11 protein-coding genes are annotated in these 14,114 nt (G+C 62.6%); 4 read left to right on the top strand and 7 right to left on the bottom strand.

Annotation, left to right across the window (positions count from 1 at the left end):
* Positions 1-2: 2 nt before the first annotated feature.
* The 4 genes from araD1 to chvE all read right to left on the bottom strand — a co-directional run bounded on the left by araD1 (position 3) and on the right by chvE (position 4,846).
* Positions 3-992 carry an AraD1 family protein gene (gene araD1 / locus J7359_RS03255; protein ID WP_209055105.1) on the bottom strand — a complete coding sequence of 330 codons (990 nt, stop codon included), beginning with the start codon at positions 990-992 and terminating at the stop codon, positions 3-5.
* A 3-nt stretch (positions 993-995) separates the two neighbouring features.
* Positions 996-2,198: a multiple monosaccharide ABC transporter permease gene (mmsB, locus tag J7359_RS03250; protein WP_247740152.1), complete on the bottom strand. Its 1,203-nt coding sequence runs from the start codon at positions 2,196-2,198 to the stop codon at positions 996-998.
* A gap of 4 nt (positions 2,199-2,202) precedes the next feature.
* Positions 2,203-3,723, bottom strand: a complete 1,521-nt coding sequence (mmsA, locus tag J7359_RS03245; protein ID WP_209055104.1) for a multiple monosaccharide ABC transporter ATP-binding protein — start codon at positions 3,721-3,723, stop codon at positions 2,203-2,205.
* Between the two features lie 67 nt (positions 3,724-3,790).
* The gene (gene chvE, locus J7359_RS03240) at positions 3,791-4,846 is read right to left on the bottom strand and encodes a multiple monosaccharide ABC transporter substrate-binding protein (RefSeq protein WP_209055103.1); all 1,056 of its coding nucleotides are present in this window, start codon (positions 4,844-4,846) and stop codon (positions 3,791-3,793) included.
* A gap of 120 nt (positions 4,847-4,966) precedes the next feature.
* On the opposite strand from chvE, the gene J7359_RS03235 reads away from it, so the two are divergent.
* A complete protein-coding gene (locus J7359_RS03235) occupies positions 4,967-5,953 on the top strand; it encodes a LysR family transcriptional regulator (RefSeq protein ID WP_209055102.1) in 987 nt (328 codons plus the stop codon).
* 26 nt (positions 5,954-5,979) lie between these two features.
* Here J7359_RS03235 and J7359_RS03230 read toward each other — a convergent pair whose 3' ends face one another.
* From J7359_RS03230 to J7359_RS03220, 3 genes are all read right to left on the bottom strand, one after another.
* The gene (locus tag J7359_RS03230) at positions 5,980-6,630 is read right to left on the bottom strand and encodes a hypothetical protein (RefSeq protein WP_209055101.1); all 651 of its coding nucleotides are present in this window, start codon (positions 6,628-6,630) and stop codon (positions 5,980-5,982) included.
* Positions 6,631-6,704: 74 nt separating this feature from the next.
* Positions 6,705-8,048 carry an FAD-dependent oxidoreductase gene (locus J7359_RS03225; RefSeq protein WP_348524330.1) on the bottom strand — a complete coding sequence of 448 codons (1,344 nt, stop codon included), beginning with the start codon at positions 8,046-8,048 and terminating at the stop codon, positions 6,705-6,707.
* A complete protein-coding gene (locus J7359_RS03220; RefSeq protein ID WP_209055100.1) occupies positions 8,045-9,877 on the bottom strand; it encodes an ABC transporter ATP-binding protein in 1,833 nt (610 codons plus the stop codon). Before J7359_RS03220 ends, J7359_RS03225 begins: the two co-directional genes overlap by 4 nt.
* A 266-nt stretch (positions 9,878-10,143) precedes the next feature.
* On the opposite strand from J7359_RS03220, the gene J7359_RS03215 reads away from it, so the two are divergent.
* The 3 genes from J7359_RS03215 to J7359_RS03205 all read left to right on the top strand — a co-directional run bounded on the left by J7359_RS03215 (position 10,144) and on the right by J7359_RS03205 (position 14,080).
* Positions 10,144-11,847, top strand: coding sequence for a peptide ABC transporter substrate-binding protein (locus J7359_RS03215; RefSeq protein WP_209055099.1), 1,704 nt, complete (start codon positions 10,144-10,146; stop codon positions 11,845-11,847).
* Between the two features lie 237 nt (positions 11,848-12,084).
* Complete coding sequence (locus J7359_RS03210) at positions 12,085-13,092, top strand: ABC transporter permease (protein WP_209055098.1); 1,008 nt, start codon at positions 12,085-12,087, stop codon at positions 13,090-13,092.
* Entirely contained in the window at positions 13,085-14,080 is a 996-nt protein-coding gene (locus J7359_RS03205; protein ID WP_209055097.1) for an ABC transporter permease, read from the top strand. The genes J7359_RS03210 and J7359_RS03205 overlap by 8 nt, the downstream gene beginning before the upstream one ends.
* The last annotated feature ends 34 nt before the right edge of the window (positions 14,081-14,114 follow it).

Below are 14,114 nucleotides of genomic sequence, written 5' to 3'. Positions count from 1 at the left end.
ACCTATAGGGCTGCGACTGCGACCGGGGTCGCGTCATTGGGGTCTTGGGTGATGGCGTTGCGCAAAGGCAGGCCAAAGGCTGTGCATTCGATCTGGAATTCGTCGCCGGGGCGGGTCGAGATGCCGTCGGCGAACGACAACGTCGCCGTCCCGAAGAAGTGGACATGCACATCGCCCGGCTGGCGGAACAGCGCATATTTGAAATGGTGATGTTCCAGGTTGGCAAGGCTGTGGGACATGTTCGCCTCGCCTGACAGGAAGGGCTTTTCCCAGATCGTCCTGCCGTCCCGGATCACCCGGCTGACGCCTTCGACATGCGCGGGAAGATCGCCGACCAGCATCTCGGGGCCAAAGCTGGCTGGGCGCAGCTTGGAATGTGCCAGCCACAGATAGTTGCCGCGTTCGGTCACATGATCCGAAAATTCATTGGCAAGGGCAAAGCCAAGACGAAAGGGTCGGCCATCCGGCGCGATGACATAAAGACCCGCGATTTCAGGCTCCTCGCCCGCGTCCAGCGCAAAGCCGGGGCTGGTCAGCGCCGCGCCCGGGGCAACGGCGGCATATCCGTTGCCCTTGTAGAACCATTCGGGCTGCGCGCCGATCTGCCCTGCCGCGGGCTTGCCGCCTTCCAGCCCCATGCGGAACATCTTCATGCTGTCGGTCAGATCCTCGGGGTCGGTCTTCTGATGCATCGCGTCGCGGGTCGAGGCGCTGCCCAGATGCGTCAGCCCGGTGCCGGTCATGTGCAGATGTGCGGGATCGATGTGATCGACCGGCGGCAGCATCCGCCCCTGCGCCAGCGCCGCTGCCAGATCGACGGGATCGCCCACACCCCGGAAGGCGACCTCGTCCGCCAGGCTGCGCCCGGCCTCGATGGCCGCCAGCGCCAGTTCGCGGGTGCCTGAGGCACCGCGCACCAGATGCGCCGCCTCGCCTTGGCGCATCGCCACGACACGCGTTCCATCGGGCAAGTGAAGTTGCGACAGAAACATGGCTCAGGCTTCCTTGTTCTTGTTGTAGACGTCGAAGAAGACCGCGGCCAACAACACCAGTCCCTTGATGACCTGTTGATAGTCGATACCGATCCCCATGATGGACATGCCGTTGTTCATCACACCCATGATGAAGGCGCCGACCACCGCGCCGACGATCTTGCCAACGCCGCCCGACATCGACGCACCGCCGATGAACACCGCCGCGATCACGTCCAATTCGACCGCGAACCCCGCCTTGGGCGTCGCCGTGTTCAGCCGCGCCGCAAAGACCAGCCCGGCCAGTGCAGCCAGAAGACCCATGTTGACGAAGGTCAGGAAGGTCAGGCGTTCGGTCCGTATGCCCGACAGCTTGGCGGCCTTGGCATTGCCGCCGACCGCATAGATCCGGCGGCCAAGCGTCGTGCGCTCGGTGATGAAGACATAGATCACCGTCAGGATCACCATCGACAGCAGCACATTCGGCAGGCCGCGGAACCAGGCCAGCTTCCAGGTCACGAACAACAGCGCCGCCGCCACGATGGCGTTGCGCAGGATGAACAGGCCCCATGGCTCGTCCTCGATGCCGTAGCGGGCGTTCCGGGCGCGCGTCCGCAGCCCCAGCCACAGGATCAGCAGAACGGCGGCAACGCCGATCGTCATGGCCAGCGCGTTCGGCCGGCCCACCCCGAACAGGTCGGGGATGAACCCGGTGGACAAGGCCTGGAAGCTGCGCGGGAACGGCCCGATGGATTGTCCCGCCAGCAGCCACAGCGACAGCCCGCGAAAGACCAGCATCCCGGCCAGCGTCACGATGAATGACGGGATTTTCCAGTAGGCCACGAAATAGCCCTGGATCCCGCCGATCACCATGCCGACCACCAGGCAGACCAGCATCGCCACGCCGACCGGAACCTGCCAGCTGACGATCATCACGGCAGCCAGCGCGCCGATGAACCCCATGACCGAGCCGACCGACAGGTCGATATTGCCGCCCACGATCACCAGCAGCATCCCCAGCGCCATGATGATGATATAGCTGTTCTGCAGGAACAGATTGGTGATGTTGACGGGTTTCAGCAGAACGCCGCCGGTCACGATCTGAAAGAAGGCCATGATCGCGATCAGCGCGAAAAGCAGCCCGTATTCGCGGATATGCTTGGCGATATAGGCACCGATGCCGATCCCCGGCGCGCGGGCGGTCTGGTCGGTCTGGTTGGCGGTCATGATCCTATTCCCTTACGATCAGCGACATGATGGCTTCCTGACTGGCCTCTTCGGCGGTCAGTTCGCCCACGAAACGGCCCTCGTTCATCACGTGGATCCGGTCGCACATGCCCAACAGTTCGGGCATCTCGGACGAGATCATGATAACGGCCTTACCCGCAGCGCTGAGATCGTTGATGATGCTATAGATTTCATATTTCGCGCCGACATCGATGCCACGCGTCGGCTCGTCCAGGATCAGCAGGTCGGGTTCGGTGAACAGCCATTTGGCCAGAACCACCTTCTGCTGGTTGCCGCCCGACAGGTTCATCACCTTCTGGAACACCGACGGCGTGCGGATCGACAGCACGTCGCGATATTTTTCGGCCACGGCGGTTTCGCGCCCCTCCTCGACCACGCCGCGCGTGGCGACCGCATCAAGATTGGCCAGCACCGTGTTCCGGCGGATGGTTTCTTCAAGGATCAGCCCAAGCGACTTGCGATCCTCGGTGACATAGGCCAACCCGGCTTTGATTGCGCGATCCACCGTCGAGACATCGACAGGCTTGCCGTGCATCAGCACCTGCCCCGAGATGTTGCGCCCGTAGGAACGGCCGAAGATACTCATCGCCAGTTCGGTCCGCCCGGCCCCCATCAGCCCGGCGATGCCAACGACCTCTCCGGCGCGAACGGTCATCGACAGGTCTTGGATCATCTGGCGATCGGCATGTTCGGGATGCCAGACATTCCAGTTCTTCATCTCGAACACGGTGTCGCCTGCGCGTCGATCCCTGTCGGGATAGCGGTGCGCCATGTCGCGGCCGACCATGTCGCGCACAATCCGATCCTCGGTCAGGTCGCCGCCGCGCGCATCGATGGTGGAGATCGTCGCCCCGTCACGGATCACCGTCACGCTGTCGGCGATGCGGCGGACCTCGTTCAGCTTGTGACTGATGATGATGCTGGTCACACCCTGCGATTTCAGTTCCAGAAGCAGATCCAGCAGCGCCTGACTGTCGCCTTCGGAAAGGGCCGCCGTCGGTTCGTCCAGGATCAGCAGGCGGACATTCTTGGACAGGGCCTTCGCGATCTCGACCAGTTGCTGCTTGCCGACACCGAGACTGTCGACCTTGGTGCCCGGCGTTTCGCGCAGACCGACCTTGGCCAGCAGTGCCTCGGTCTGTCGAAATGTCTCGGGCCAGTCGATCACACCGCGACTTGCACGTTCGTTTCCGAGAAAGATGTTCTCGGCCACGGTCAGCAGCGGCACCAGCGCAAGTTCCTGGTGAATGATGATGATGCCCCGGTCCTCGCTGTCGCGTATCCCGGAAAAGCGGGCAGGCTGACCGTCATAGACGATCTGACCCTCATATGTGCCAACCGGATAGACACCCGAAAGCACCTTCATCAGCGTCGATTTTCCGGCACCGTTTTCGCCGCAGATCGCGTGGATCTCGCCCTCGCGGACATCAAGGCTGACATTGTCCAGCGCCTTCACACCGGGAAAGGTCTTGGTGATGTTGTGCATTTCCAGAAGCGCGGCCATGCCTGTCTTCCCTTCACAGCGGGGCCACGCATCGTGGCACGCGGCCCCGTCCCCCCGAGGAACGCAGTTACTGGATCTGATCGGCGGTGTAGTAGCCCGATCCGATCAGCACCTCTTCCCAGTTCGACTTGTCCACGCCCACCGGCTCCAGCAGGTAGGACGGCACGACCTTGACGCCGTTGTCGTAGGTTTCGGTGTCGTTGATCTCCGGCTCACCGCCCTTCAGCATTGCCTCGACCATGCCCACGGTGACACGGGCCAGTTCGCGCGTGTCCTTGAACACCGTCGAATACTGTTCATCGGCAAGGATGGATTTCACCGACTGAACCTCGGCGTCCTGGCCGGTGACGATCGGCATCGCCATGTCGCCCGAGCCATAGCCGACGCCCTTCAGCGACGACAGGATTCCGATGGACAATCCGTCATAGGGCGACAGCACGCCCTGCACCTTCTTGTCGGTGTAGTTTGCCGACAGCAGGTTATCCATCCGCGCCTGCGCAACCGCGCCGTCCCAGCGCAGCGTGCCGACCGTATCCATGCCCATCTGACCGGACGGAATCGCGATGTCGCCTGCGTCGATCATCGGCTGCAGCACCGACATCGCCCCGTCATAGAAGAAATAGGCATTGTTGTCGTCGGGGCTGCCGCCGAACAGTTCGACGTTCCACGGCTTCTCGTCGGGGAACCGTTCGCTCAACCCTTCGACCAGCGAATTCGCCTGTTCCACCCCAACCTTGAAATTGTCGAAGGTCGCGTAATAGTCCACGTCCGGCGTATCGCGGATCAGACGGTCATACGCGATCACCTTGATGTCGGCGGCCTTCGCATTGGCCAGCGCGTTGGACAGAGTGGTGCCGTCGATGGCGGCGATCACCAGGACGTCCACACCCTTGGTGATCATGTTCTCGACCTGCGCAAGCTGGTTGGGAATGTCATCCTCGGCATATTGCAGATCGGTGTCGTAGCCCGCGTCCTGAAACTGCTTGACCATGTTGTTGCCATCGTCGATCCAGCGGGCCGAGGATTTCGTCGGCATCGAGATGCCCACGGTTTCAGCCATCGCGCCGGACGCCAGCCACGAGACTCCGATCGCCAGCGCGACCGCGGCGTTTCTGATTTTCATGATATTTCCTCCCTGCCGTGCCCGGTCCGGGTCACGTCCCTGTGTCGGTGAGAAAGTTGTAGCAGGGAAATCACATGTCGGTAAAATGAGAAATCGTGCAATTTACATACCGGTAATGTTATGTCCACCCCTCGGCTGACCCTGAAACCCGCGCAGCTTCGGTTGATCCACCAGATCGCCACCCATCATCAGCTGCAGGTCGCGGCCGAGGCGCTGGCGATGACCCAACCGGCCGCCTCGCGCATGCTGGCAGAGACCGAACGCCAGATCGGCGCGCCGTTGTTCATCCGACAGCCCAAGGGAATGGAACCGACCGAGATCGGGATCGCGGTCCTTCGCCGCGCCCGTGCCATCATCCGCGAAATGGCCAGTATCGAGACCGATGTTCGTGGGTTGCGGGAAGGCTATGCCGGTGCGGTGCGCGTGGGCGCGGTCACCGGACCGGCTGTCAGCCACCTGGTCGGCGCGATAAGGCGGATCAAGCACGAAGCGCCCGAGGCGGACATCACTGTTGACGTGATGCCGTCGCGCGAATTGCTGACCCATCTGGAAGCCGGAGAGATGGATCTGGTGCTGGCGCGCATTCTGCCGGAATTCGACAGCCATGATTTCAACATTCTGCCGATGCGCGACGAACGAGTCGTCTTCATCGCCCGCTCGACCCATCCGTTGGCCAGATCGCATTCGGTCACGTTGACCGAACTGGCAGGCAGCGAATGGATCATGCAGCAGCGTGGTGCCCCGATCCGAGAGGCGACACTGGCCGCCTTTGCGAATGTCGGGCTGCCCGAACCGGCGAATGTCGTCAACAGCCCGTCACTTCTTCTGACCATGGCCTATCTTGCGCAAAGCAATGCGATCGCCCCGGTTTCGGACGAGGTTGCCGACCTGCTGATCGAACCGCCCGTTTCCGCCGGATTCAGCCGGCTGAGCGTGCGCCACGATCTGCGGGTGTCGCCGTATTATCTTCTGGACCTGCGGCGGCGTCCGCTGTCGCCGCTTGCCTTGCGCCTGCGCGAACGGCTTGCGCAAAGCTCGCAAAGTCCGATCCGCGAAGCCTGGCAGTATCAGGGGCACGACAGGCCGCACAGGCCGCACAGGCCGTGAACCGCAGAGGGGATTTCGGAAAGCCGTCAGCGCAGCCAGATTTCAACCGTGCCCCTGCGCGGTGCGGGCGAGTAATGGGTAAAGTCCTGCACCTCGGCGCTTCGCTCGGGCGCGATCAAGGTCCCGATATCTTCCGAAACGCCGCGATCGGCCCCGAAGAAAAAGCGGATGCTTTCCTGATCAATCCCGAACGGAACCCGTCTTATCTCGACCTCGCCCGCCCCTGCGTTGCGCAGACGGTTGGCTACGGCCTGCGACACCGCCTCACCGGACGATGACGGATGATGGATGACGACCCGGGCCTGGGCAAGCGAAGCCCCATCCGTCTGCGCGACGGGGCGGTGGGACGGCCGGTCGCCATCGACCGCTGTTGTCATCTCTTCGGCTGGCGCGGGTCCTTCGTTTTCCGCCCCGTCTTCGGTCAACGGATTGTCCAGCAGGTGACGCCAGATCCGCTGCGCCGAGGGAACGTCGTCGCCGGCCCCGGCCTGCGCAGACGCTTGCGAACACGGCACGGCGAGAAGTACCGCGAACGCGACAAAAGCCGACAGGGCATTTGTTCTGCCGCGCAGGATCAACCCTGTCGCCGGAGTGGCCGCATTTCGAGCCGCCGGAAGCTTGCAGCGAGCATTCATTGTCAACTTCCCCATGGCGAGATACCGCGCGGCGGTCAGCATAACCGGACACGAGAAGATGTCATCATTTCATCCGCAGCCTCAGACGATTGTGAAGCCAGTCGGCGCTTGCGACGCTAGAGGTCAGGGCCCAGCTTGATCCCCGAACCATCCGAGAAGCGGCTGAACCGGAAACGCGTCAGATCGTGGCCGGGATCGACCCCTCGGATCAGATCGGCCATCACGCGGCCGACCCCCGGCCCAATTCCAAAGCCGTGACCGGACAATCCGGTCGCGACAAAGAAACCCGGCAAAGTGGTTTGATCCAGGATAGGCACCTGATCGGGCAGCGTGTCGATCATCCCGGCCCATGCCGCCCGTATCCTGGGGCGGCCGACCTGTGGAAAAGCTGCGGCGAAGTCATCCTGCAGCCGCGCGACGCGCGCGAGGTGCGGCGCAGGCGACAGCACGCGCATCGCCTCGAACGGGGTTTTCCGGTCGGGCGACCAGCGTCGCGCCGTGGTCCATGCGTCGGGAAAGCCGCGCGGCGCGGCGGGTTGCAGACGGGTCAGGCGCAGGTCGCGGCGCATCATCGGCAGATAGGCGCGCAGATGGCGGAATGCCGCGGGGCCGATCCAGAAATCATGCGCCATTCCAGGCGCCAGTGTATAGCCGCCATCCTCGCGGCGCCGGAAGGTGAAACTCGACCCCGCAGCGGCGCCGGTCCAGAAGTCTGGCATCTTTTCGGTCGCCGCGACCGTGGCCCGAACCGAAAGCTGCGGAACGGACAGTCCCGCATTGCCGGCGAACACCCCCGACCACGCCCCACCGGCCAGCAACACACGGTCGCAGCGGACAGGTCCATCCTCGGTCAGCACGCCCGAAAGATGTCCGGCGCTGAAATCCAGGGCACGTACCGCACAGTGTTCGCGTATGACCACCCCGTCAGCCGCGGCAAGCCGCGCGATGGCGGGCACGGCGAACGCCGGCTCCGCCCGCATGTCGGAAGGCGTGATCAAACCGCCGATCCAGCCCGCCCGATTTGGCAGCGCTGTCGTCAGTTCGGCCCGTCCCATCAGCCGGCTGTCCAGCCCGTGCTGCCGGGCAATTCCCAACCAGGCCTCATAGCGGTCCATGGCAGCGCGATCATCCGCCAGATATGTGACACCGCAAACCCTAAGGCCAAGTTCGTCGCCCAGTTCCCGCGACAGGTCGCGCCACAGATCCCTGGCCTGCATCATGATCGGGATTTCGGCTGCATCGCGACCCTGCGCCCGGATCCAGCCCCAGTTTCGTGACGATTGTTCGCCCGCGATCACGCCTTTTTCGCACAGCACGACCGAAAGCCCCTCGCGCGCCAGATACAGCGCCGTCGTGACCCCCGCGATACCGCCGCCGATGACCACGACATCCGTCGCATCGGGCAGAGGGTCACGAAAACGCGGCGCACGGTCCGGGCCGATTGGCGGGGCTGTCCTCACGAATGGGTTACTGGATCGACCAGAACACGATGCCCCGGTGCGACCTCGCGATAGACCGAGGGTTGAGCCACGTGATCCACCGGATGGATCGGCGACGGGATCGGCGTGAAGCTCAGGTCCTCGCTGATCTTCTTCTGACGCGGATCTGCGACCGGTACGGCCAGCATCAGCTGTCTGGTGTAGCTGTGCTGGGGATTTTCGAAGACCTGCTGCCTTGTGCCCATCTCGACGATGCGGCCCAGATACATCACGCCGACATGGTGGCTGACGCGTTCCACGACCGCCATGTCGTGACTGATGAAGAGCATCGAGATCCCCAGATCCTGCTGCAACTCCATCAGCAGGTTCAGCACCTGCGCCTGCACGGATACGTCCAGCGCGGACACCGCCTCATCCGCGACGATAAGCTTCGGGTTCAGTGCAAGTGCGCGGGCGATGGCTATTCGCTGGCGCTGCCCGCCCGACATTTCGTGCGGATATCGCCGCATGAAGCTGCGTGGCAGTTCGACTCGGTCGAAAAGCTGCGCGATCCGGTCCTCGCGTTCGCTGCGGCTGCCGATGCCGTAATTCTGCATCGGCTCGGCGACCTGATCATACAGTTTCATATGCGGATCGAGGCTGGCGAACGGATCCTGAAAGATCATCTGCATGTCGCGACGCGCCTTGCGCAGATCTGATTGCGACAGTGCCAGAATATCCGTGCCGCCAAGGGTGACATGACCCGAATTCGGTTCGACCAGCCGCAGGATCGACCGGCCGCAGGTCGATTTTCCGCAACCCGATTCGCCCACCAGCGACATCGTCTCGCCGGCGTTGATGGTGAAGCTGACATCCTCGACGGCGTGGACATTCGCCACGACGCGCCGCAGCAGGCCGCCCTTGACCGCAAAGCGCGTGATCAGGTTCTGGATCGTCAGCAGCGGCTTTGGGTCCTTGACGATGATCGGTTCGGGTTGTCCCATGGTGCCGTCGCGCATCAGGCGCAGCCTTTCGGGCGCGGCCTTGCCGGTCATCTCGCCCAGACGCGGGACGGCGGCCAGCAGCATCTTGGTATAGTCTTCGCGCGGGTTTTCGAAGATGTCGGTGACCGGCCCCTCTTCGACCTTGTCGCCGCGATACATCACCACAACGCGGTCGGCCATCTGCGCGACCACCGCCATGTCATGCGTGATGAACAGCACGGCGATCTGCTTTTCGCGTTTCAGCCTGTCGATCAGGGCCAGGATTTCGGCCTGGATCGTCACGTCCAGCGCGGTGGTGGGTTCGTCGCAGATCAGCAGACGTGGCTCGCAGGCCATCGCGATGGCGATGACGACGCGCTGGCGCATGCCACCTGACAATTCGTGCGGATACTGATTCAATCGACGTTCAGGCTCGGGGATGCGGACCTGTTTCAGGATCTCGAGCGCGCGGGCGCGGGCCTGTTTCTTGTCCATCCCGCGATGTTCGATCAGCCCCTCGGTCAACTGATCGCCGACGGTGAAGACCGGGTTCAGCGCGGTCATCGGCTCCTGGAAGATCATGCCGATCTTGTTGCCGCGGATATCGCGCATCGTGGGGGACGATTGCTGCGCCAGATCAAGCATGGTTCCGTCGCCGGGATCGAACATCAGCCTGCCATTAGTGATCGTGCCGCCGCCGAATTCGACTAGCCGCATCAGCGACAGCGAACTGACCGACTTGCCGGATCCGGATTCCCCCACCACGCAGACGCATTCGCCAGGCTTGATGTCGAAGCTGACATCCTTGACGCCCACCACCACACCGTCGTTCGTTTCAAACTCGACACGAAGTTTCTCAATGGAAACAAGCGGCTTTTCGTCCAGCATGCGGCACCCCCAGATCAGGTCTTCCGCGAAGGCTAGCGGGCGTGCGGCGAAAGTCAAAGACGAAACCTCGCGGCAACCACCGCGCGATTGGACTTGCTTTCCAAATGGGCTTCGTTTGAAACTGATCGCAGTCCGCAGGGATGACGGCACTTAAAGAACACACCCGGCCAAACGGGGAAGGCAGTGAATAATGAAAGCCAGACAACGGCTTGGGAAAACCGCCTGACCGGAATCCCGCGGGTTCGGACACCCAACAGGAGCAAGCGATGAAACTGAGAACCTTGTTGATGAGCGCGGCGGCCACGATGACGCTTGCGCCGGCGGCGATGGCCGAGCGAGGCGCCGATGGTCAGGTCAATGTCATCATGTGGCAGGCACCATCGACGATGAACCTGTATCTGTCCAGCGGCACCAAGGACATCATTGCCGCCAGCATGACGCTGGAGCCGCTGGCAAGTTTTACCCCCGAAGGCACGCTGACGCCGCGCCTGGCGACCGAACTGCCCTCGATCGAGAATGGCGGCATCTCCGAGGATCTGAAGACCGTCACATGGAAGCTGAAAGAGGGGATCAAGTGGTCCGACGGGACCGACCTGACCGCCGATGACGTGGTGTTCACCGCCAATTATTGCATGCATCCCGATGGCGGCTGCGCACAGCTGGCAAAATTCGAGGGTGTCGAAAGCGTTGAAGCCGTCGATCCGCTGACCGTCAAGGTCACCTTCACGGAACCGCACCCCGATCCGTTCTCGGCCTTTGTGGGCGGTCAGTCCCCGATCCTGCAAAAGGCGCAGTTCGAACAATGCATCGGTTCGGCGGCCCCCACCTGCACCGACCAGAACTTCAACCCGATCGGCACCGGCCCGTTCAAGGTGGTCGAGTTCAAGACCAACGACGTCATCACCTTCGAGGCCAATCCCGAATATCGCGACCCCGACAAGCCCGCCTTCGCGACGCTGACCATGAAGGGCGGCGGCGATGCGGCGGCAGCGGCGCGTTCGGTGCTGGAAACGGGTGAATTCGACTATGCCTGGAACACACAGCTTGCACCCGAGGTGCTTGAAGGGATGGAGGAGAATGGCAAGGGTCATGTGCAGGCGGCCTTTGGCAGCCTTGTCGAACGGATCCATGTCAACCTGACTGATCCGTCGTCCTCGCTGCCCGAAGGCGAGCGGTCGACAACCAAGCATCCGCATCCGTTCCTGACCGATCCCGCCGTGCGCAAGGCGCTGTCGATGGCAATCGACCGCAACCTGCTGACCGAGATCGGTTACGGTCAGGCCGGCAAGCCGACCTGCAATCTTGTTCCCGCACCCGCGGCATGGGCCTCGGACAACACCGAATGCCTGACCCAGGATATCGAGGGTGCCAAGGCATTGCTGGACGAGGCTGGCTGGGTGCCGGGCGGTGACGGCGTGCGCGAAAAGGACGGCGTGCGCCTGTCGATGGTCTTCCAGACCTCGGTCAACGCGGTGCGTCAGGATTTTCAGGCGCTGATCAAGCAGTGGTGGTCGGAAATCGGAATCGAGACCGAGTTGAAGACCGTCGATGCCTCGGTGTTCTTCGGCAGTGACGCAGGCTCGCCCGACACGCTGCAGAAATTCTATGCAGATGTCGAGATGTATGCCAACAACTTCGAAGGCAACAACCCCGAGCCATATCTGGCGAAGAATACCTGCAACAAGGCGCCCGGACCCGAGAACCAGTGGCAGGGCGAGAATACCAGCCGCTTCTGCGATCCGAAGCATGACGAACTGCTTGCGGAACTGGGAAAGACGGTCGATCTGGAAGCTCGCGGCAAGCTGGGCCAGCAGATGAACGACCTGATCACCAAGGACAGCAACGCCATCATTCCGCTGGTCTATCGCGGCACCGCCTCGGCCGTCAGCGATACGCTTGGCGGGGTCGAGCTGAACGCCTGGGATACGGAACTGTGGAACGTCGCGGAGTGGTATCGCAAGACGGAATGACCTGATCATGCCCGCCGCCACGCCGGTCATTGATCGGCGTGGACCCTTGGGCAAGCGGCGATCCAGGATCGACGCGCACAAGGGAAAGGATCGGGGTTTCCGTCCCGTCCCCGAAAACGGCGCCCTGCCCCGACGGTCCCGCAGACCGGCACAGCCGGAAGCCATGTCACATCGTCCGCGCCAGACCCACGGCAATACCGGTGCGGGCAGATCTCAAGACCTGTGAAAGAGGTCCAGATGCTCAACTTCACCATCCGCCGATTGCTGCTGGCCATTCCGACGCTGCTGTTCATTTCACTGGTGATCTTCCTGCTGCTCGAGGCGTCGCCCGGCGACCCCTTGGGTGATGTGCCGCTGACCGTGCCACCCGAGGTGAAGGAAAGGATGCGCGAGGCGCTGGGTCTGGGCCAGGCGTGGTATATTCGCTATGTGCTTTGGCTGAAGCAGTTCTTCTGGGTCGAGCCGTTGTTCTGGTTAGATCAGGTCTTCGGGACGTCCTTCAGCGACGGCATGCAGCGGATCATCAGCTTCCAGTCCCGCAGCCCGGTCTTCGACGTGATCGCGCAGCGCGTGCCGCAGACGCTGATCGTGGTGGGAATGTCCTATGTCGTCGGCGTGATGATCGCGATTCCCATCGGCATCCTGTCGGCCTACAAGCAGTATTCATGGTTCGATCAGGTGGGCACCTTCGTCTCGATGATCGGCTTCTCGATGCCGACCTTCTTCACCGGCGTCGTCATGATCATCATCTTCGGCGTCAAGCTGCAGTGGTTTCCGTCGGTCTATGACACGACGCTGGAAGTGCGCGACTGGGACAGCTTCACGGCCCAGGTCCGACAGATGGTGATGCCGGTGACGGTGCTGGCACTGTATAATGCCGCGCAGGTCAGTCGTTTCATGCGCGCGTCCATGCTGGACAATCTGGGACAGGACTATGTCCGCACCGCGCGTGCCAAGGGCCTGGGCGAACGGACAGTGGTGTTGAAGCATGTGCTGCGCAACAGCCTGATCCCGGTGGTGACGGTGATCGCGCTGGGGTTGCCGACCGTCTTTGGCGGCGCACTGATCACCGAACAGGTGTTCAAGGTTAATGGGTTGGGGCAGCTGCTGATCACCGCCATCTATGCCAACGACCTGCCGATGGTGCTGACGGTGACCTTCCTGTTCGCGATTCTGATCGTGATGTTTACCCTGATCGCCGACATACTCTACGGCGTGCTCGACCCGAGGATCCGCTATGACTGAGACCGACCGCCAGGCACGGCTGGATACCCAAGAACTGGTCGATGAAACCGCTTCGGCCGCGCCCGTCACCAGCGACCTGCCGCCCGACGACCCGGTGCATGCGGGTGATCAGACGCGCAGCCAGTGGCGCGATGTCTGGCGCCAGTTCCGCAGCCACAAGGGGGCCATGGTGGCGCTAGTGCTGTTCGCCGGCGTGCTTCTGTTCGTGTCGATCGGACCGCTTCTTTGGACCATCGACCCGACCTATGTCGATATCCGCGCGCGCAATTCCGGCTTTGTCGCAGCCCATCCCCTGGGCACCGATCAACTGGGCCGCGACATGCTGGCCCGCCTGATGGCGGGCGGGCGAGTGTCGATCGCGGTCGGACTGACCGCAATGATCATCGCCGTCACCCTTGGCAGTTTCATCGGCGTGATGGCGGGCTATTTCCGGCGTCTCGATGCGCCGCTGATGCGCATGACCGAATTGTTCCTGGCTCTGCCGCTTCTACCGCTGCTTCTGCTGATGGTGACGCTGTTCCGCGAACCGCTGTCGCAGAACTTCGGTCCCGCGATGGGGATCTTCATCCTGATTGTATCGGCCATCGGCGCAACCAGCTGGATGCAATCGGCGCGGATCGTGCGCGGCGATGTTCTGGGACTGAAGGAACGCGAATTCATCCTGGCGGCCAGATCCATCGGCACGCCGCCTCGCCGGATGATCCTGCGTCATATCCTGCCCAACGTGATGTCGCCGATCATGGTCGCCGCGACGCTGGGGATCGCCACGGCGATCATCACCGAAAGCGCGCTCAGTTTTCTGGGTCTTGGGTTTCCGCCCGATTTTCCGACCTGGGGTCGGCTGCTTTACGACGCCGTTGACCAGATGGTGCTGTATCCCAGCCGGGTGATCCTGCCGGGTGTCTTCATCTCGCTGACGGTGCTGTGCGTGAACTATATCGGTGACGGCCTGCGCGACGCGATGGATCCGCGGATTCGAGGTCGCTGACCGTCCCGCAGATCCTCTGGCACTGCTTCTTTGC

The sequence above is a fragment of the Paracoccus sp. R12_2 genome (genome assembly GCF_017744015.1).
Taxonomy (GTDB): Bacteria; Pseudomonadota; Alphaproteobacteria; order Rhodobacterales; family Rhodobacteraceae; genus Paracoccus.
The sequence above is the reverse complement of the archived record's forward strand: the minus strand, read 5'-3'. Positions and strand labels throughout refer to the sequence as shown.